General features: G+C 47.2%; 19 protein-coding genes and 1 pseudogene. 10 read left to right on the top strand and 10 right to left on the bottom strand.

Annotated elements, in window-relative coordinates; genetic code table 11:
• A pseudogene (locus HMPREF2572_RS15210) lies at positions 1-90 on the top strand (IS630 family transposase); the annotation flags it as partial.
• Between the two features lie 146 nt (positions 91-236).
• Here HMPREF2572_RS15210 and porB read toward each other — a convergent pair.
• The 4 genes from porB to HMPREF2572_RS14595 all read right to left on the bottom strand — a co-directional run bounded on the left by porB (position 237) and on the right by HMPREF2572_RS14595 (position 5,861).
• Positions 237-1,310 (bottom strand): trimeric porin PorB, encoded by a 1,074-nt coding sequence (gene porB / locus HMPREF2572_RS07555; RefSeq protein ID WP_070497395.1) that lies wholly within the window; start codon positions 1,308-1,310, stop codon positions 237-239.
• Positions 1,311-2,016: 706 nt separating this feature from the next.
• Positions 2,017-2,835 carry a tRNA pseudouridine(38-40) synthase TruA gene (gene truA, locus HMPREF2572_RS07550; RefSeq protein ID WP_070497393.1) on the bottom strand — a complete coding sequence of 273 codons (819 nt, stop codon included), beginning with the start codon at positions 2,833-2,835 and terminating at the stop codon, positions 2,017-2,019.
• Between the two features lie 83 nt (positions 2,836-2,918).
• Positions 2,919-5,480 carry a motility hub landmark protein FimV gene (locus HMPREF2572_RS07545; protein WP_070497391.1) on the bottom strand — a complete coding sequence of 854 codons (2,562 nt, stop codon included), beginning with the start codon at positions 5,478-5,480 and terminating at the stop codon, positions 2,919-2,921.
• A gap of 183 nt (positions 5,481-5,663) precedes the next feature.
• Positions 5,664-5,861, bottom strand: coding sequence for a hypothetical protein (locus HMPREF2572_RS14595; RefSeq protein ID WP_168161777.1), 198 nt, complete (start codon positions 5,859-5,861; stop codon positions 5,664-5,666).
• On the opposite strand from HMPREF2572_RS14595, the gene HMPREF2572_RS07540 reads away from it, so the two are divergent.
• From HMPREF2572_RS07540 to HMPREF2572_RS07520, 5 genes are read left to right on the top strand one after another with little or no spacing between them, the layout of a single operon-like run.
• On the top strand, positions 5,830-6,363 hold the full coding sequence (locus HMPREF2572_RS07540) for a septation protein A (RefSeq protein WP_070497389.1): 534 nt from the start codon (positions 5,830-5,832) through the stop codon (positions 6,361-6,363). The genes HMPREF2572_RS14595 and HMPREF2572_RS07540 overlap by 32 nt on opposite strands.
• A complete protein-coding gene (locus HMPREF2572_RS07535) occupies positions 6,363-6,653 on the top strand; it encodes a YciI family protein (protein ID WP_070497387.1) in 291 nt (96 codons plus the stop codon). The genes HMPREF2572_RS07540 and HMPREF2572_RS07535 overlap by 1 nt, the downstream gene beginning before the upstream one ends.
• Positions 6,653-6,922 carry a BolA family protein gene (locus tag HMPREF2572_RS07530; protein ID WP_070497385.1) on the top strand — a complete coding sequence of 90 codons (270 nt, stop codon included), beginning with the start codon at positions 6,653-6,655 and terminating at the stop codon, positions 6,920-6,922. The genes HMPREF2572_RS07535 and HMPREF2572_RS07530 overlap by 1 nt, the downstream gene beginning before the upstream one ends.
• A gap of 33 nt (positions 6,923-6,955) precedes the next feature.
• Positions 6,956-7,819, top strand: coding sequence for a peptidylprolyl isomerase (locus HMPREF2572_RS07525; protein WP_070497383.1), 864 nt, complete (start codon positions 6,956-6,958; stop codon positions 7,817-7,819).
• 20 nt (positions 7,820-7,839) lie between these two features.
• Positions 7,840-8,598, top strand: a complete 759-nt coding sequence (locus HMPREF2572_RS07520; RefSeq protein WP_070497381.1) for a peptidyl-prolyl cis-trans isomerase — start codon at positions 7,840-7,842, stop codon at positions 8,596-8,598.
• Between the two features lie 131 nt (positions 8,599-8,729).
• On the opposite strand, the gene HMPREF2572_RS07515 is transcribed toward HMPREF2572_RS07520, so the two are convergent.
• Both HMPREF2572_RS07515 and HMPREF2572_RS07510 read right to left on the bottom strand, forming a co-directional pair.
• Positions 8,730-9,887 (bottom strand): NnrS family protein, encoded by a 1,158-nt coding sequence (locus tag HMPREF2572_RS07515; RefSeq protein WP_070497379.1) that lies wholly within the window; start codon positions 9,885-9,887, stop codon positions 8,730-8,732.
• Positions 9,888-9,999: 112 nt separating this feature from the next.
• A complete protein-coding gene (locus HMPREF2572_RS07510; RefSeq protein WP_003759365.1) occupies positions 10,000-10,380 on the bottom strand; it encodes a hemerythrin domain-containing protein in 381 nt (126 codons plus the stop codon).
• 171 nt (positions 10,381-10,551) lie between these two features.
• Between HMPREF2572_RS07510 and HMPREF2572_RS07505 the strand changes: the two genes are divergently transcribed.
• The 4 genes from HMPREF2572_RS07505 to HMPREF2572_RS07490 all read left to right on the top strand — a co-directional run bounded on the left by HMPREF2572_RS07505 (position 10,552) and on the right by HMPREF2572_RS07490 (position 13,663).
• Positions 10,552-11,016 (top strand): Rrf2 family transcriptional regulator, encoded by a 465-nt coding sequence (locus HMPREF2572_RS07505; protein ID WP_070497376.1) that lies wholly within the window; start codon positions 10,552-10,554, stop codon positions 11,014-11,016.
• A gap of 512 nt (positions 11,017-11,528) precedes the next feature.
• Entirely contained in the window at positions 11,529-12,503 is a 975-nt protein-coding gene (locus tag HMPREF2572_RS07500) for an energy transducer TonB (RefSeq protein ID WP_070497374.1), read from the top strand.
• A 59-nt stretch (positions 12,504-12,562) separates the two neighbouring features.
• Positions 12,563-13,222, top strand: coding sequence for a MotA/TolQ/ExbB proton channel family protein (locus HMPREF2572_RS07495; protein WP_070497372.1), 660 nt, complete (start codon positions 12,563-12,565; stop codon positions 13,220-13,222).
• Positions 13,223-13,225: 3 nt separating this feature from the next.
• Positions 13,226-13,663, top strand: coding sequence for an ExbD/TolR family protein (locus tag HMPREF2572_RS07490; RefSeq protein ID WP_070497370.1), 438 nt, complete (start codon positions 13,226-13,228; stop codon positions 13,661-13,663).
• A gap of 561 nt (positions 13,664-14,224) precedes the next feature.
• On the opposite strand, the gene HMPREF2572_RS07485 is transcribed toward HMPREF2572_RS07490, so the two are convergent.
• From HMPREF2572_RS07485 to HMPREF2572_RS07470, 4 genes are all read right to left on the bottom strand, one after another.
• Complete coding sequence (locus tag HMPREF2572_RS07485; protein ID WP_210385297.1) at positions 14,225-15,010, bottom strand: cytochrome c1; 786 nt, start codon at positions 15,008-15,010, stop codon at positions 14,225-14,227.
• 14 nt (positions 15,011-15,024) lie between these two features.
• Positions 15,025-16,374, bottom strand: a complete 1,350-nt coding sequence (locus tag HMPREF2572_RS07480; protein WP_070497366.1) for a cytochrome b — start codon at positions 16,372-16,374, stop codon at positions 15,025-15,027.
• A gap of 18 nt (positions 16,375-16,392) precedes the next feature.
• The gene (gene petA, locus HMPREF2572_RS07475) at positions 16,393-16,974 is read right to left on the bottom strand and encodes a ubiquinol-cytochrome c reductase iron-sulfur subunit (RefSeq protein WP_003761390.1); all 582 of its coding nucleotides are present in this window, start codon (positions 16,972-16,974) and stop codon (positions 16,393-16,395) included.
• 122 nt (positions 16,975-17,096) lie between these two features.
• On the bottom strand, positions 17,097-17,846 hold the full coding sequence (locus HMPREF2572_RS07470) for a Nif3-like dinuclear metal center hexameric protein (protein WP_070497364.1): 750 nt from the start codon (positions 17,844-17,846) through the stop codon (positions 17,097-17,099).
• Positions 17,847-17,917 lie beyond the last annotated feature (71 nt).

The following is a 17,917-nucleotide window of genomic DNA, read 5'->3' as shown; positions in this document are numbered from 1 at the left end:
TGGGCGAATATTAAGCGGTATCTGCGAACCGTATTGTCTGATTACGCCCGATTTGACGATGCGCTACTGTCCTATTTTGATTTTAATTGACTATAAATTTAAATCAGGACAAGGCTGCGAAGCCACAGACCGTACAGATAATACGAAACCGATACACATCCAACCCAACACACATCATTCAAAAAACAAAAGAGCCTGCATAAAGCAGGCCCTTTATTTAAACTAATCGTACTAGATTAGAATTTGTGACGCAGACCAACCAGACCGGCGGTAGATTGAGTTTTGTCGCCACCTTTGCCTTCTTTCAACCAGCCGGCAGAAACAAGAGCAGAAGTACGTTTAGAGAAGTCGTAATCAGCACCAACAATTACTTGGTTGTATTGGCTGTTACCTTGTTTCACGCCGTTTTCTTTAGCTTTGAAGCCGTGAGCGTAAGACAGACGAGGCATTACGTTACCCATACGGTAGCCGCCAGTTACAGCAACTTCAGTACGTTCGTTTTTCTTAGCATCAGCTACGTCAGCTTTAAAGCCTTCGTATTGACCGGCAACAGAAACCAGTACGTTGTTAGCATCGTAACCACCTACCAGACGGTGTGCTTGGTAGTCTTTGTAAACGCCAGAACCCAAAGTAGTGTTGCTGTTGAACAGTTCCAGATGATCGTCGCTCAAAACTTTACGTTTTGCAAAAGTACCAGCGTAGCGACCGAAGAAACCAGAGTTTTCATAGTTCAGACCCAAGTCGAAAGAGTGACGGGTTTTCACGTCATGAACATGTCTGTCCTCAGGGTTAGCATTGTCGCGTGGTTGGTATTGAGCGCTTGCGCTGAAACCAGCAAATACTGGAGAGTCGTAACGTACAGATACTTTACGCTCGTCAACACGTTTCAGTTTACCGAATTGCAAAACTGATGCATTCGCGTCGCTAGATTCCCAAGGATCTACGCTGTCGCTGTTGTCTTTCAGAGCAGTGTTCAGTTTACCTGCGCGAACTTTACCGAAGCCGCCTTCCAAACCGATGAAGGATTCACGAGTACCCCAACCTTTGTCAGTACCGGCAACAGAAGTATTTTGCTCTACTTGCCAGATAGCATTCAGGTTGTTGCTCAGGTGTTCGTGACCTTTGAAACCGATACGGGAACCAAAGTCAGCAATTTCAGTTGCAGTTTTATTTTTGGTGCTTACGTGATTAACAGTTTCTTTAGTGCGAGAAACTTCAACACCGGCTTTAACTTGACCGTACAGAGTCACGTCAGCCATAGCTGCAACAGGCAAAGCTGCCAAAGTCAGAGCAATCAGAGATTTTTTCATTGCTGTATTCCTTTTCTATCGTGAAGAAATAACTTAAGCAGACCCGGATAGAATCCGCTTAGGCTTTACATTATCGCTGGAATCAGCGATTCCATGACTCTCACTATAATTGTTCCTCTCTAAAAAAACAAACTTTATTCACTACCCCTACTGACCGCCTGACCTCACAGCACCCGCATTACAACAAGGCATTCTCAATATTTTCCTTATAAATCATGATGTAATATTGAATTGCCCGCTGTTTGCATTTTTACAACACACTTTTCCTAAACGGTCGTTTTTGGAGATTGGCTGTTGTTTTTTGGCTAACTCGGGTAAACGAGTAAATTAAGAGAGAATCAGTATGTACTCTCTTAAAGCGTGCAATTTATAGGCTTAGCCAGTCATGCACATTGGAAATACCCACTCTTTTAAGATGGAAGTATGCATTCTCCTCTTTTGATTTACGATTTCACTGACGTAGCATCAGCATTACCTATGCTGCTCCTCCAAAGAAAAGGTCGTCTGAAATCTGTGTAGCGTTTTCAGACGACCTTTTACAATTTGCACATACAAAGCTAGGAAACCAAATTTTCCAAAGGACTGGTCAGAATATCTATGTTGTATCGGATTGCTATACCTTACTCATGTAGTGTGTGCTTTATCCACAAACGGGACATTACTAAAAAAGATTCCCTATAAGCGGACACTTTGTTTTCAGACGACCTCACAACCATGCCGGCATTTCAGGACGAATGATACCGAACTCGGACGGATAATCCACTCTGGTCAGATACAGCCCATCAGGCATAAAAGTCGGCGGGGCTTTTAATCGGCTGCGCTCTTCGATTAAGTCCTGAAATCCGGAAACGCTAAGCCTGCCGCTACCAACATAAACCAATGCCCCCATGATATTACGCACCATATGATGCAAAAAGGCATTGCCGTGTAAGTCTAGTTTTAAGAATTGCGGTGTACCGCTGATTTTTGCACTATACAGGGTCTTAACGGGTGATTTTGCTTGGCATTCGGCAGCACGAAAGCTGGAGAAATCATGTTCGCCTTCTAATAATAATGCCGCCTGCTGCATTTTTTCAGGATCAAGTTTGAGGTGCGTCCACCCTACTTTACCTTGCAATATCGGGGAGCGGACGGGAGATGATTCCAAAAGGTAACGATACCTTCTACCGTATGCATCAAAGCGGGCGTGAAAATGTGGGGCAACCTGCTGCGCGAACAATACAGCCACACCTTCAGGAAGATAAGCATTGACGCCCCGCACCCACGCCTGCTCGGGACGAATTACTGAGGTATCGAAATGGACGACTTGCGCAGTCGCGTGTACGCCCGTGTCGGTTCGTCCGGCAACAATGGTTCGGATAGTCTCGCCTGCAATTTGGCTGAGTGCGCTTTCCAATACCGTCTGGACAGTGGGCAAACCGTCGGCTTGTTTTTGCCAACCGTAAAATCGACTGCCGTCATAAGACAGGGTTAATGCCCATCTTTGTATGGTTTTTGTGGATAATGATTCGGTGTATGCAGTCATATGTCGTCTGAAAATAATAAAAGATGCCGTTTTCACAGCATCTTTTATTTTAGCATTGTTTAATTTCGATTTACTTGCTGATATTAGGCATTCAATTCGTTCATCAATGCTTCGGCTTTATGACGGATCTCACCGCTTGCGTCTTCCAGCAATTCAGTCAACGTCTCGCGGGCAGCATCGGGATCGCCGATTTCAACATACATTTTAGCCAGGTCATATTTAGCCTCCAGCGGAGCCGTCATACCGACGGACTCGGAGATGAAGCCTGATTCAAAACCGGAATGTTCATTACTGCTGTCTGCAGTATCTTCCACACCCAGATTTTCCCATTCGATGGTTTCGTCAGCGCTGGCTTCTTGAGTATTTTCAATACTGAAATCTTCGCCATCTTGGAATGCCAAAGGTTCGTCTTGCTTAATCTCAAACGGTTGAGTATCGGCTTCGGGCTGTGGCTGCTCTGTTTCTTCAACAACGAAATCCAGTGCTTCTTCTGAGCTATCTGCCTGTTTGTCTGCTGCTTCAACTTCAGACAAAGCTTCTTCTTGTATATCAGCAACTTCAACTTCAGACGACGTTTCTTCTTGCGCACCTAATTCAGGGAAAGGCTCGATGGCTTTAACTGTTTTCGGCTCTTCCGCAAAGAAATCCCAACCCTCTTCCGATTCTTCGGATTTGGTTTCGGCTTCTTCTGTTTCTACTACGTCAATTGTTTCCGACTTAGGCTCTTCAATCTCCACTTCGAATGGGATTGGCTCTTCTTCCGGTGCTTGTGGCTGAGCTTCTGACAGGTCGTCTGAAACAGATGGTGCTACAAAAGAGGAAACGTATGGGGCCTCTTCCTCATGAGCAACCTCTTTTTCTACTGCTTCTACTTCAGCAGCTCTGTCTTCCATTACAACAGCAACATGTTGATATGGATTTTCCGGCTCAGGCTCATATACGCTTTCGGTAGATTCGACAGTATCCCAATCGATATCACGGCGTTTTTCGGTTTCTTCGTCGATGGTTACGGCGCTAGACACGATGCTGGCTTGAGTATTGTCCAGTTCGTTCAGGTCCAGATCGACGTTTTCTTGTGCAGGTTCGGCAACAGGAGTCGGCTCATTAAAGAATACTTCATCATCGAAATCATCTTCAATTTCCAAACCATCTTCTTCAGGTTTGGGAGCTTCTACTACAGTTTGCGGAACTGCTGCTTGTGGTTGTGGCTGCAGTTGTGGTGCAGCAGCGGCAGGGAACACATCATCTTCGATACTGATATCGAGATCGTCTTCATCCTGCTCATCTTCATTTATCGCACCAACAACAGACGTAGGCGCGACAGCGGATTTCTTACGTTTGCCCAACAAGAACAACAGCAGGAACAAACCTGCAAAGGCTGCGCCACCAATCAACAACCAGCGCCATAAACCGCTGTCTTCTGAAACTGCTTCCTCTTGTTGTTGTTTTTCTGTGGCAACTGCCGAGGCAATACGCGCTTCTACGTCAGCTTGTGCCTGAGAAATTTCTTGGGGTTCCGCGTTTACTACTGCAGACGATGCATCTGGCTCGGGCAGGACTTTCACTTGCTCTGCAGATGCTGCGCTTGCTTCGGCTTTATTTTGCTCTGGAGCGCTCGCCGCCGTTACCGCCGGTTTATTTTCGGGCTTGGCTTCTTGTACCGGCTCAGCTTTTTTATCCTCTTTTTTATTTTCTACTTTAGGGCTTTCTACCGGAACCTCTTTAGGGGCTACTGTAGGAGTTGTTGTGTTACCCGCCTTTTCAGACGACCCTTGAGCTTGAGGTTTATTGGCTTCCTGAACCGGAGGTTTGACTGGAGCAGGCTTGGACGCAGTCGATTTCATATCGCTATGCATCGGGATGTACAACACTTTACCTGCAAGCATACGGTCTGCATCTTTACCGATGAAAACACCGGGGTTCGCCTTAACCAATGCTTGTATGGTTTGCTCAACAGTCATGCCTTGCGGGCGGATTTTGGTGGCAATTTCAGTCAGAGTCTCACCCTGACGAACCAGATGCTGCTTGCCATAACGAATCTCGGTTCCATTGGCACGGGCAGCAGGTTGTTGCTGTTGTCTTGATGGCTGAGCCTGCGCTGCTTTATTGGTATTGTTTTTATCTTTTTTTGCAGCTTCCTTGCGACCGGCTTCGCTTTGATTTCCGTTTTGTATCGCACGATTGATGCGGTCGCGCGCGGCTTGGCGATCAAATTGAGAATGGTATGAATTGTTGTCAGCCGAAGAATTGGAATTAGATGCAGATTCACTGCGTGCGCGGCTTGAACCATCCGTTTTGCCGGAATAGCCCGCAGGATCAATGATGGCTGTGTATTCGCGTGATTGCGAACCTGCGCCGACTTGGAAAATCAACACAGGATCTTTAATCGCTTTGTTTGAGCGGATGGTCACGACTGCTTTGTCGCCTGACTTATGAACACTGGTACGCAAATTGCTATTGGAAACAGTTGCTTTTCCGCCTTTCAACAGCGCTTGAGCCTCGTCACCGGTTACGGTGATACTGCCTGAAAACGGCTCGCCCAGGTGTGATTGGACGTTCAACCCGCCAAGCCCGGCACTCGCACCAAACGACACTACCAAGGCCACAGATGCCGCGATTAATTTGATTTTGTGATGGTTTTTCAAAACTTGTCCCCTGTGTAAAATGACAATCCTGCTAGAACTGCTACATACTTAACCGTATATTACGATATATTACGTTATGATATCTTCTAAAGTCGCAGTCTGCCAAGTAATCCGATGAATTAAGTGATGAAACAAACGAGAAATTAACAGGTTTGTAATTTCTGTGTTTCTTTTTTACAAATCTTACTGATAACATAGTTTATCATCCCAACAGCATTTTTCAAACCCCTTTTTTAGATTATCGCCCGCCTGCATCGGCAATTTCGTTTCAAGGTGGTGCAAAAAGGTAAGGCTGCCTGTATGATTAGCGTTTGACCGATTGGTTTCATCTTTTTTTCTTTGTTTGATTATGAAAGTTTTAAGCGATTTATTAGCAGTCATTTTGTTTTTCCTGACTTACACGATAACGAAAAACATGATTACTGCCACTGCAGTTGCCGTCGTATTCGGCATTTTGCAGGCTGGTTTTACTTACTGGAAATACAAAAAACTCGATACGATGCAATGGGTCGGCCTGATCCTGATTGTTGTATTCGGCGGCGCAACCATTCTACTCCGTGATGACCGTTTTATCATGTGGAAACCAACCGTTTTATTCTGGATTGGCGCATTGGTTTTACTGATCAGCCATTTAAGTGGAAAAAACGGACTAAAAGCGACTATGGGCAAAGAGTTGGAGCTGCCCGAACATGTTTGGAGCAAACTGACTTATGCCTGGGTCGCATTCATGATATTTTTAGGTATTGCCAACTGGTTTGTGTTCACCCACTTCAAAGAACAATGGGTAAATTACAAAATGTTCGGCTCTACCGGCTTTTTGTTTGTTTTCTTTATCGCTCAATTTTCTTATTTGAGCCGGTATTTACCCAAGAAGGATAATTGATGGAATATTACATGCTACTGGCTACTGATGCCGACGATGTCCACGAAGCGCGCATGGCAGCACGCCTTGCTCATCTGCAACGTCTGGAAGCTTTGAAGGCAGAAGGACGTCTTCTGACCGCCGGCCCCAACCCTCTTCCCGACAATCCGGAGCGCGTGTCCGGCAGCTTGATTGTGGCTCAATTTGAATCTTTGGATGCCGCTCAAGAATGGGCGGAAAAAGACCCTTACGTCGATGCGGGCGTCTACGAAGAAGTATTGATCAAACCGTTCAAAGCCGTATTCAAATAATGGATATGCGCGAAGCCATTGAAGGTCGTCTGAAAACGCTGAATCCTGTTTTTTTTGACTTTCAGGATGACAGCCATCTGCATGCGGGTCACGCGGGAAACAAAGGAGGCGGGCATTATACCGTCGTGGTCGTCAGTGAAGCTTTCGGCGGCATCAGCCGCCTCAACCGCCAACGCACCATTAAAACTTTACTGCACGATCTGTTTTCAGAAGGACTGATTCACGCATTAAGTATCAAAGCGGCTACCCCTGACGAATACTTCCACTAATTACAAACATACTGGACATAAAAAGAGAAAATTATGAAGAAAAAACATCTCATCTCTATGCTGATGACTGCCCTGGTTTCCGGCAGCCTTTCTGCCCAAACTTTGGTTACTGTTAACGGTCAAGCCATCGACAGCAGCGTCATTGATGCCCAAGTTGCCGCGCTGCGTGCAGCAAACAACAAAATTCCCGATTCTCCCGAGCTGCGCAGAGAACTGACCGAGCGCCAAGTCATCAACACCGTCGTATCACAAGAAGCCAAACGCCTGAAACTCGACCAAAGCGCCGAATTCAAACAAGCTTTGGAACACGCCCGTACCGATGCCAAAAAACAAGGTGCCGATAAAAAAGCACATTTCAAAACCGAATGGGCTGCATTTGAAAGCGATTTACTTGGACAAGCTTATGCGATTCACGTCCTCCGTCAAAATCCTGTTCAAGAAAAAGACGTTAAAACCGCTTACGATAATTTCAGCAACTTCTACAAAGGCACTCAAGAAGTACAACTGGGCGAAATTATTACCCGTACCCAAGCTGATGCTCAAAAAGCCATTTCTGATTTAAATGCCAAGAAAAGCTTTGCCTCCGTCCTGAAACAATATTCAATAGATGAACGCGCCAAACAAGCGGGCGGCATCCAACAAGGTTATGTTCCCTTAAAAGATTTGCAAGAAGCCGTTCCCCCGCTCTATGCCGCAGTTAAAGATTTGAAAAAAGGCGCGCACACTACAACGCCTTTGCAAGACAGTGACGTATATGCTGTTTTCTATGTCAACGACCGTCGTGACGTGAAACTACCGACTTATGACGAATCCAAAAACGACATAGCCAGAGACCTGCAAACATCCCGCGTCGATGAAGCGCTCCAAGCTCTGCTGCAAAAAGCCGCAATTAAATAACTGCCTACGGAGTTTTCACAATGAAACACCAAACTGCCGCCGCAGTCATCATGGCGACGGCTGTTGCCGGATTCGCCGTCGCCAAAGCGCCTGATATTGACCCAGCGCGTATAGACGGCGAAGTCGCCCGCATTCTCAAGCAAGCCGAACAGCATCCTGACTCAAAACAGCAGCCTGATGGCAAAGTGGTCCGCCAAGAAGTTGTCAAACACTTGCAAAGCATAGAAATTCTCAAAAATGCCGCGCTCAAAGCCGGATTGGATAAAGACCCCGAGGTCCGCAACCAATTCCTCACTATGGAAGCGGAATTTTACGCGGCGCAATATGCCGACTATCTGAAGCGCACTGCCGAAATCAGCAATGCTGAATTATTGAAGTTTTACGATCAGCAAACCCGTATGATCAAGATTCAGCAGGTTAGCTTCGACACGCCCGAAGAAGCACGAGCAGCACAAGAATTGCTCTTGAAAGGCTTGTCATTTGAAGAATTGACGAAACGATATCCGAATCAGCAACCCGCATCCGACGACTTCGTTATGGCCAGAAAACTGCGCCAACCGCTTGCAGGCATCTTGGGACCCATGAATCGGGGAGAAGTCACACGTGATCCGGTTGAAATTGAAAACAAGTTCTTCCTGTTTAAAATCAGCGAAGTACAAAAAGACCCTCAAGCACCGCCATTTGATCTGATTCGCGATCAACTCACCCAGCTGCTGAAAGAAGATAAAGCCCAACAGCAAATTCACCAGCTATTGCGTGAAAACGGTATCGAGCAATAACACGCACTGAAACGATACGGACTTCGGTAAAACCACGCCGTCCCGGTTTAAAGCAGATTCCCATATAAAAAGGTCGTCTGAAACCTTAAAACAGGTTTCAGACGACCTTTCGTTTGATATGCTTGATTCGATTAACCCGGTTTGCCATCCGCACGCGGACGGATGAGCCAAGGGATGTATTTCCATGCGTAAAGCAGCAGCGCCAGTGCAAACAGGACTGAGGAAGTACGGATACTGTGAACATAACCGGTACCGCCGACAAAAATCGCGACCATACGGATAACCGTGGAAGCAATCATCAGCCAAAAGGCAATGGGTACGGACTTAGGCGGCGGGTAGATAGAGTTGCCGGTATGCCCGAGCGCGGTGCGCGCCATCATCCCCAAGGTCAGGACGCCGATACCACCGACACCGATAAGGTGTACGCCGAGATTAAGGAACGAGACGTGAAAGTAAGAAGCTCCGACGGCAATCAGCCCCAAACCAGTGAACAAATAACCCGCAAACAAAATCCACAGCATCGGCTCTTTCAAAACGGCTTTATACCACCAGCGGTAAACCTGTACGGTAAAAATCACGCCCGCTGCAAAGGCAAAAGCAGATGAAAGCCAAGGCAGGGCATGGTGCGCCATCAGCATGGCAGTCAGCATGGGCAACCAGAGGGACGCGTGAGCGACCCACATCGGGCTGGGGATTTGCGGAACGTTCAGGCGTTTGGAGGTAAAGAAAGAAATAATCCGCATACCGATAAGGCCGATAAAGCCCGCGACCATAATCAGACCGGATTGCAACCCGCTGAGAAGTGCGGCTGCGTTTCCGGCATGCAGTTGGAAGTGGAATGCGGCATGCGTGCAGCCTAGGACGACGATAGCGAATACGGCGACGTAGTTGCGTTTGTTCTTAGACCGGATAACAGGCAATGCCATGCAAACCGCGCCGTACCAGAAAAACAGCGTACCGAGTATGCCGCTTGCGGTTGCACCCCAACCCGGGATGAAAACAGCAATCCGCGCTGCGAGCCAAAGTGCGGTCAATCCGACTAAAACGCCGCCACGCGTAGGCGGCTGCCCCGTCCAAGTGGCAACGGCGGTCAACAGAAAGGCGATGACAACAAGTCCGGCATAGCCCCAAATCATTTCATGGGCGTGCCAGTAAAAGCCGCGCAACTCTCCCGTACCCGTATAGCCGAAGCCCCAAAGCAGGATGGACAGCGCGCCGTATAGTGCCGCCAGTGAGTAGAACGGGCGGAATGCCATTGCCCAAACAGGGTGTTTGAAAAAGGCGGTCATGGTAGTTCCTTGGTTTGTTTTTTGGAATGGTTTGTTTTAGGTTTGAATAGACAGGAGGGTCGTCTGAAAACACTAAAATCGTGCTTTTGGACTTTTCAGACGACCTTTTTTATCAGATTCCTTCGGGTTCCGGCAAAAACGGCTCGACTGCGGGAAACAGTTCGCGTTCTTCAAAACGGGCATGGTCGCGTAGGGTAACGGCAAAGTCCTTATTCCATGCTTCGTTAAGATATTCAGGATTTGCCATCATACTGCGCAGTTTGGCGTGTTCGGCTTCGAAACGTTCGCGCATCGCAACGGGAATATTCTGCCAATGCGGGGCGAACATGGTTTCTTCTTCGACAAAATGCGGTTCCAATTCAAGGAAATGGGCTTCAAGCTCTGTTTGATGGCTTTCAGCGGGCGCACGCAGGAGGCGGACACAGAGCGAAAGGGCGTGATGGTGTTCGCGGGAAAGTTCGATAAGTGCTGGATGGCGTTTTAACGGCTTCATAATATTTGATTATAATGATAACAAATTATCAAACTGCACTGGATTAATTTAAATGTTTCGGATATTATGAAACTTAATCATATATAAAGTCAAACACATAACGGCGACAGTTCTCCACTATGGACACTGCCGCCGTTCCAAAAAATAATTATATTCTGAACAGAGAAAACCATGTATCTGACGCAACATACGGATTATGGTCTGCGGGTATTGATTTATGCGGCCGTAAACGACGATTCGTTAGTCAATATCGGAACCATTGCCGAAGCCTATAACATTTCCAAAAGTCATCTGATGAAAGTCGTCACCGCACTTGTCAAAGGCGGATTTCTGACCAGTATAAGGGGAAAAGGAGGCGGACTGCGCCTGGCAGATACTCCCGATAAAATTAACGTTGGTGCGGTCGTGCGTCACCTTGAGCCCATGCAAGTTGTTGAATGCATGGGAGAAAACAACGAATGCCTGATTACCCCATCCTGCCGCCTGACCGGCATTTTGGGCGGAGCAATTAAGGCTTTCTTTGCGCATTTGGACGGGTTTACTTTGCAGGATCTGCTCAATAAACCAACCTACGATTTACTTTACGAACCCAAAATCGACATCATTGTAGAAAAAATAGACGACAAATCGGCATAACCCGCCCTGCTGATGTTTTGGGTGTTCTGATTAAAAATCTGCACAATCAAAAATAGAAATGCCTGGTAACTCTTGTAATCATGGCATTTCGCAAATATCAGGTTTTCAGTTTTCAGACGACCTTCGGGAAGTATGCAAATAGATCTATTGTTCTATTCAAACGCCCGCCAATCGCTCCTCAATAACGACGAAAATCAATCTAAAAACACAAACCCATCAATAAAATAATCTTTTTTCAGCTTTTTCTTCTCTAAAATACTCTATCAACATCACTTGATTTGCACACAAAATTGTAAATTTATGAACTTTTCCGGCTGAACAATTTCCAATTCAGTTGACTGAGGCATCGCTTCCTCTTTTTCTTTTGTTTCGTTGTGATAATGAATAGCAATATCAAAACATTGCATTGTACATATTAATCCTTGGGAATATTTCGAAAAAAATATTCACTTAAAAAACAAATGAAAAAATAGGTTGCAAACAAAAATTGTTGCTATTATCATGCGTCGATTATGAATAAAGACCGAATTTTAATCCCAGTAGCCGTCATTACCGTATCATTGCTTCACGCGGGTTTGATTGCGCTTTTGTGGGAAACATACAAACCGCTTATACCGGAAATGGCAAATATTGAGTTTGTCGATTTGGCGGATTTGGGTGGTGGCGACGGAGGTGGAGACGGCACCCCCGAAGGCGAAGGTGCGCCTGCCGCTCCCGAAAAAACGCCCGAACCGCAAAAACCTAAGCCACAGCCTAAACCCAAACCGCTCGAACAGCCCAAACCACAGTTTAAGCCGGTCATAACAAAAAAAGCGGATGCTGATATCCAGCAGCCGAAAGAGAAGCCCAAGCCGGTTGAAAAACCAAAGCCTGAGCCAAAACCCGAACCCAAACCGGAACCGAAGCCTGAACCTAAACCCGAACTACGTCCAGAGCCTAAACCCCAACCCAAACCAGAATCCAAGCCTGCACCTAAAGCCTCGGACTATACCAGCAGCAGTAAAACCGGGCCGAATACTGCGGAAAACGGTAAAGGCAACGGACAAGGTAAGGCTCCTCATGGCGACAGCAAAGGAAACGGCGGAGGCAACAAAGGCCCTGGTAACGGACAAGGTGAAGGCAGCGGCCCCGGCAGTGGTGGCAACAAAGGCGAACATGGTTCAGGTAGTGGCAGTGGAGGAGGTTCCGGCGGTGGAAATGGCCCTGGAACAGGACCGGGTAGTAGTAGAGCCAATCCCGTTAAAGGCGGCACTTGCCATATTCCTAAACCGCCATATCCGCCTATAGCGGCAGAAAACGGAGATACAGGTACAGTTATGCTGAGTGTCTTGGTTGGCCCAGGAGGAAAAGTTGCTGAAGTTAAAATTTTAAAACGCAGTGGCTCTAATGCTCTTGACCAAGCTGCCCGTAAAGCAGTTAAAAATGGTGCTTGCAATGCCTCTGTCTGGACTGAATTCCGAGTCCCGGTCTCTTTTACTCTTGAGTAATCGGGCGCAACACCTTTATCGACAAAAGTTTTAATTTACTTGGAAAATTTGGAAAAATTATGGATTTAAAAACAATATTCGAATCAGGCGATTTTGTCCTGATCAGTGTATTCGTGTTGATGTTAGTAATGAGTATCGTGACTTGGTGTCTGATTATCCTGCGCTCCATCAAACTAAAAAAAGCCAAAACCGCCAACGCGCTCGTTAAAACGCAAATGCTTAACGCCTTTACGCTTACCGAAGCTGTGCAAAAAGTGAAAGATATTGATGCGCCCATGAGCCGCGTAGCGGACGAATCCCTGCGTGCTTATCAGAGTTATCATCAAAGCAACGCGAAAACACTCACTACTGAGCTGCCTTTGAACGAATACCTCGTCATTCAAATCCGAAACAGCATGGAACAAAACATGCGCCAGTTTGATTACGGCATGACTGCTTTGGCATCCATCGGTTCAACTGCCCCGTTTATCGGCTTGTTCGGTACGGTTTGGGGGATTTACCACGCCTTAATCAATATCGGTCAAAGCGGTCAAATGAGCATCGCTGCGGTAGCCGGTCCGATCGGTGAGGCATTGGTATCAACCGCCATCGGTTTGTTTGTCGCCATCCCTGCTGTCTTGGCATACAACTTCCTCAACCGCGGCAAGAAAACCCTCTCTCAAGATATGGACGCTTTTGCACATGATCTGCACGTCCGCCTGTTGAATCAAAAGGACTAAATTATGGCATTCGGCTCAATGAATTCCGGCGATGATGCACCGATGTCGGACATCAACGTTACGCCTTTGGTCGATGTGATGCTGGTGTTGTTGATTGTTTTCATGATCACCATGCCTGTATTGACCCACTCGATTCCTTTGGAATTGCCGACCGCTTCGGAAAAAGCGGCAAAGCAGAAGGAGAAGCAGCCTAAAGATCCGCTGCGACTGACGATAGATGCCAACGGCAGCTACTATGTCGGTGGTGATTCTGCTACTAAAGTCGATATTGATACGGTGATTTCACGTTTGAAAACCGAGAAGCAGGAAAATGCGGATACCATCATAGCGATTGCGGCTGATAAAGCAGTCGAGTACGAATACGTCAACAAGGCACTCGAAGCCGCGCGTGAAGCAGGTATTACCAAAGTCGGTTTTGTAACCGAGACCAAAGCACAATAATTACCGATAGCAAGCTAAAAGGTCGTCTGAAAAGCATTCCTACTTTTTAGACGACCTTTTCTATATATAAACATTGCCAAGATAGCACCTAAGTCATGACCAACTTTGGCATCCTCTCTTTTTCTTCAGTGCATAAATGAACCACGATTCTCATAAATTCGACTGCCTGAACAACTCTCAAGCCTGCCCTACCCAACCTTTTCTATTGAGCAAATTTAAACATAAAGCTGGCATTGTTCCATTCAAGGACAAAAGGTCTTCTGAAATTTGTACGGCTTGCAGTCTGAACACTCTTAATAGTTAATAATAGTATTCAAGCAAGCGATTATAAATCCCCCTCTTCCCCGCTTCCTTTATAACATAATCGCCAAATTGGATTAACATCCATCCCAAATAAAGCGATCAAATCATCTTGATAGAGGAACAAGCAATATACGCAGCACACACCCTCGATCAAACATCTTTATTTCAATTCTCCATGAAATAAAGGTCGTCTGAAACTGGATAAATGGTTAAAAAAAGGGCAAACCCGATTGGGTTTGCCCTTTTTCATTACAAGACTTAATGCACGTCTTTCCAATATTCTTTTTTCAGGAAGTATGCCAAAGGCAGCATCACTGCAAACAAGAACATCAGCACGATATAACCGGTACGTTTGCGCTGAAGTTGCGCCGGTTCGCCCATGTAAACCAAATAGTTCACCAAATCGCGTACATAAGCATCGTACTCTGTTTGGATGACTTTACCGTTTGGCAAACGACGGCTGTGTGCGCCGGTAGATTCCCAATAAAGTTTGGGTTTCGATACGCCATGCTCATCTTTAACCATGACCGGTTGACCTTTGGCATCCAACTCAACCGCTTGAACGCCTTGTTGCTCCCACAATGGGTGTGGCATACCGACTTTATCGAATACGACGTTGTTCCACCCGTTCGGACGGGTCGGGTCTTTATAGAAGCCGCGCATATAGGCATACAGATAATCCGCGCCTTTAGAGCGGGCAATCAGCGTCAGATCCGGAGGAGCCGCACCAAACCATTTGGCAGCATCTTTAGGATTCATCGCCGCCAGCATGACATCACCGACGTTGTCTGTCGTAAACATCAGGTTTTTCTTGATTTCTTCGTCAGTCAAACCGATGTCTTTCAGACGGTTGAAGCGCATACCGCTTGCCGAGTGGCAGGATAAGCAGTAGTTGGTGAAAATTTGAGCACCGCGCTGCAAGCTGACTTGGTCGCGCAGGTCAATCTCGACTTTTTCATAGTGTCCGCCACCGCTGGCGACGGCGGCACTCATAGGCACTGCCAATAACAAGGCAGCAAACCAGTTTTTCAGGGTATGTTTCATTTTCGCTGCCCTCATCAGATATTGGTTGCAAACAGGTAAGCACCTACTGCGGTAATACCGACATAAACAAAGAACATGATTTTTTGTTTAGTGGTGCTCATGGTTACACGTTCTGGAACCGGTTTGTTTGTATCCAGTTTGGTGTAGAACGGCATACCTAAGAAGAATGCAAAATAGACGACAGACAGAATGCGCGCAACCAAAGTACGGGTGTCATTTGCTACTAACGCACCCAAGATACCCAGGCCGATGAAGGAAATGATGAACAAAACCAATGCAATTTTGAAAATCGGACCACGGTAGCGGACAGATTTCACCTCACCTTTATCCAACCAAGGCAACAGGGCAATCAGGACCACTGCCGCACCCATACCGATTACACCCCAAACCTGAGTACCGAGGAATGAAGGAATCGCACGCAAAATAGCGTAGAACGGGGTAAAGTACCATACCGGCGCAATGTGCGGCGGTGTTTTCAGCGCGTTTGCCGCGTCAAAGTTCGGGGCTTCAAGGAAGTAGCCACCGCCCTCTGGAGCGAAGAACAATACGGAGCAGAAAACAATCAGGAATACGACAACGCCCAAGATGTCTTTGACGGTGTAGTATGGATGGAAAGGAATGCCGTCGAGCGGAACACCGTTTTCATCTTTGAGTTTCTTGATTTCCACGCCGTCAGGGTTGTTTGAGCCGACTTCGTGCAAGGCGATGATGTGCGCCACGACCAAACCGAGCAACACTATCGGCACAGCGATAACGTGCAGCGCGAAGAAGCGGTTCAGAGTAACGTCGGAAACATTGAAGTCGCCACGAATCCAAGTGGATAAATCAGGACCGATGACAGGAATGGCGGAGAACAGGTTAATAATCACCTGCGCGCCCCAGAAGGACATTTGACCCCAAGGCAGCAGGTAGCCCATAAAGGCTTCAGCCATCAATGCCAAGAAAATCAAGGAACCGAAAATCCACACCAATTCGCGCGGTTTTTTGTACGAACCGTAAATCAAGCCGCGGAACATGTGCAGGTATACGACGATGAAGAAGAAAGATGCGCCGGTGGAGTGCATATAGCGGATAATCCAGCCGCCGGACACGTCGCGCATAATGTACTCTACTGCGGTAAAGGCAGCAGGCAGGTGATAGGCATTCAGGTTGCCGTCCGGTTTGTAGTTCATGGTCAGGAAGATACCGCTGACGATTTGAATTACGAGGACAAGCAGAGCCAAAGAGCCGAAGTAGTACCAGAAGTTGAAGTTCTTCGGCGCGTAGTATTGAGCCAAATGCTCATTCCACATTTTAGACAGAGGGAAACGAGCGTCCGTCCAGTCTAACAATGCTTTTGCTTTGTTATTGGTTTGGTTTGCCATAATTATCGTTCCTTATTTTTAGTCTTCGCCTACCAAGACTGTCGTATCGCTCAGATATTTGTAGGGCGGAACAACCAGGTTGGTCGGTGCAGGAACACCTTTATACACGCGGCCTGCCATGTCGAATTTCGAACCGTGGCAAGGGCAGAAGAAGCCGCCTTTCCAGTCTGCTCCCAAATCGGCAGGGGCAACGTCGGGACGGTAGGTCGGCGAGCAGCCCAAATGGGTACAGATACCGATGGCTACAAGGATGTTCGGCTTAATCGAACGGGTCTCGTTTTTAGCATATTCGGGCTGTTGATCCGCATCCGAATTAGGGTCAGCAACCGCGCCGTTCAAACTTTTCAGATCTTTGAGCTGCTGATCTGTGCGGTTAACCACCCAAATCGGCTTACCTTGCCATTCGGCAGTCAACATTTGTCCGGATTCGATTTTACTGACATCGATTTCGACGGCAGCACCTGCGGCCTTGGCTTTTTCCGATGGGAAAAAGCTTGCCACGAAAGGCGTAGCTACGCCCAAAGCCGCCACACCGCCCGCGCCGCATGTAGCCAGCGTCAGAAAGCGGCGGCGACCGCTATTGATTTCTTGATTATCCATTATTCAGTCGTCCTAAAATTTTGGGAATACCGAGCCATTAAACGATGTAATTCTACCTAGTTTGCCGTGATACTCAAAGCATTATTTAAATTAAGGTAAATTTTCATGACGATTATCAAGACTTAGGCGGGATTATCTTCATCGAAATGACAGATTTCCAACTCGAAATGCCGGGCTACGGCTTCGCCCAGGGCGCGGATGCCGTAACGCTCCGTCGCATGGTGTCCCGCGCTGACAAAGGCAACGCCTGTTTCATTGGCAAGATGAAACTGCGCTTCCGAGATTTCTCCGGTCAGATAAGCATCGACACCTTCGTCTATGGTCGTCTGAAAAAATCCCTGCGCACCGCCGGTACACCATGCAATGCGTTTGATTTCGCGCGACATATCGCCGACGGCTACGGGCTGCCGCCCCAGCGTTGTAGCAACGTGTTGCAGCCATTCAGCCAAAGTCTGCGGCGTTTTCAGACGACCTATATTCAACAGGTTCTGTTCGCCGAACTGCCTTTCGACTTCCCAACCCAACTTATCGGCAAGCTGCGCGTTGTTGCCCAGCACAGGGTGTGCATCCAGCGGCAAGTGATAACCTGCCATATTGATTTGGTGTTGCAATAATGTTTCGATGCGCGCTTTTTTCCAGCCCGTAATCGTTACCGGCTCGCTTTTCCAAAACATTCCGTGATGCACCAAAAGCATATCCGCGCCCTGCTCCGCAGCAAAATCGACCGCCGCCTTGCTTGCCGTTACCGATGTCGCTATTTTGCCGACTTCCGCCCTGCCCTCGACCTGCAAACCGTTGGGCGCATAGTCTTTGAACATTCCGACCTGCAACACCTCGTCGCACCACGCCAAAATATCGTTGCGTTTCGCCATATCATTCCTTTCAACACATAGCGGATTGAATTTCATAAAACAAGACGAAGCTACGCCATCCCAGTTTCAAA

Source organism: Neisseria sp. HMSC064E01, from assembly GCF_001808875.1.
GTDB classification, from domain to species: domain Bacteria; phylum Pseudomonadota; class Gammaproteobacteria; order Burkholderiales; family Neisseriaceae; genus Neisseria; species Neisseria sicca_A.
Note: the sequence above shows the minus strand (reverse complement) of the source record. Positions and strands in the feature narration are given on the sequence as shown.

What these genes read in the sequence shown, in the direction of transcription:
- porB (WP_070497395.1), bottom strand. Translation starts at nt 1,310, where the DNA reads ATGAAAAAATCTCTGATTGCTCTGACTTTGGCAGCTTTGCCTGTTGCA.
- truA (WP_070497393.1), bottom strand. Translation starts at nt 2,835, where the DNA reads ATGACTGCATACACCGAATCATTATCCACAAAAACCATACAAAGATGG.
- HMPREF2572_RS07540 (WP_070497389.1), top strand. Translation starts at nt 5,830, where the DNA reads ATGAAAGTTTTAAGCGATTTATTAGCAGTCATTTTGTTTTTCCTGACT.
- HMPREF2572_RS14595 (WP_168161777.1), bottom strand. Translation starts at nt 5,861, where the DNA reads ATGACTGCTAATAAATCGCTTAAAACTTTCATAATCAAACAAAGAAAA.
- HMPREF2572_RS07535 (WP_070497387.1), top strand. Translation starts at nt 6,363, where the DNA reads ATGGAATATTACATGCTACTGGCTACTGATGCCGACGATGTCCACGAA.
- HMPREF2572_RS07530 (WP_070497385.1), top strand. Translation starts at nt 6,653, where the DNA reads ATGGATATGCGCGAAGCCATTGAAGGTCGTCTGAAAACGCTGAATCCT.
- HMPREF2572_RS07525 (WP_070497383.1), top strand. Translation starts at nt 6,956, where the DNA reads ATGAAGAAAAAACATCTCATCTCTATGCTGATGACTGCCCTGGTTTCC.
- HMPREF2572_RS07520 (WP_070497381.1), top strand. Translation starts at nt 7,840, where the DNA reads ATGAAACACCAAACTGCCGCCGCAGTCATCATGGCGACGGCTGTTGCC.
- HMPREF2572_RS07515 (WP_070497379.1), bottom strand. Translation starts at nt 9,887, where the DNA reads ATGACCGCCTTTTTCAAACACCCTGTTTGGGCAATGGCATTCCGCCCG.
- HMPREF2572_RS07510 (WP_003759365.1), bottom strand. Translation starts at nt 10,380, where the DNA reads ATGAAGCCGTTAAAACGCCATCCAGCACTTATCGAACTTTCCCGCGAA.
- HMPREF2572_RS07505 (WP_070497376.1), top strand. Translation starts at nt 10,552, where the DNA reads ATGTATCTGACGCAACATACGGATTATGGTCTGCGGGTATTGATTTAT.
- HMPREF2572_RS07500 (WP_070497374.1), top strand. Translation starts at nt 11,529, where the DNA reads ATGAATAAAGACCGAATTTTAATCCCAGTAGCCGTCATTACCGTATCA.
- HMPREF2572_RS07495 (WP_070497372.1), top strand. Translation starts at nt 12,563, where the DNA reads ATGGATTTAAAAACAATATTCGAATCAGGCGATTTTGTCCTGATCAGT.
- HMPREF2572_RS07490 (WP_070497370.1), top strand. Translation starts at nt 13,226, where the DNA reads ATGGCATTCGGCTCAATGAATTCCGGCGATGATGCACCGATGTCGGAC.
- HMPREF2572_RS07485 (WP_210385297.1), bottom strand. Translation starts at nt 15,010, where the DNA reads ATGAAACATACCCTGAAAAACTGGTTTGCTGCCTTGTTATTGGCAGTG.
- HMPREF2572_RS07480 (WP_070497366.1), bottom strand. Translation starts at nt 16,374, where the DNA reads ATGGCAAACCAAACCAATAACAAAGCAAAAGCATTGTTAGACTGGACG.
- petA (WP_003761390.1), bottom strand. Translation starts at nt 16,974, where the DNA reads ATGGATAATCAAGAAATCAATAGCGGTCGCCGCCGCTTTCTGACGCTG.
- HMPREF2572_RS07470 (WP_070497364.1), bottom strand. Translation starts at nt 17,846, where the DNA reads ATGGCGAAACGCAACGATATTTTGGCGTGGTGCGACGAGGTGTTGCAG.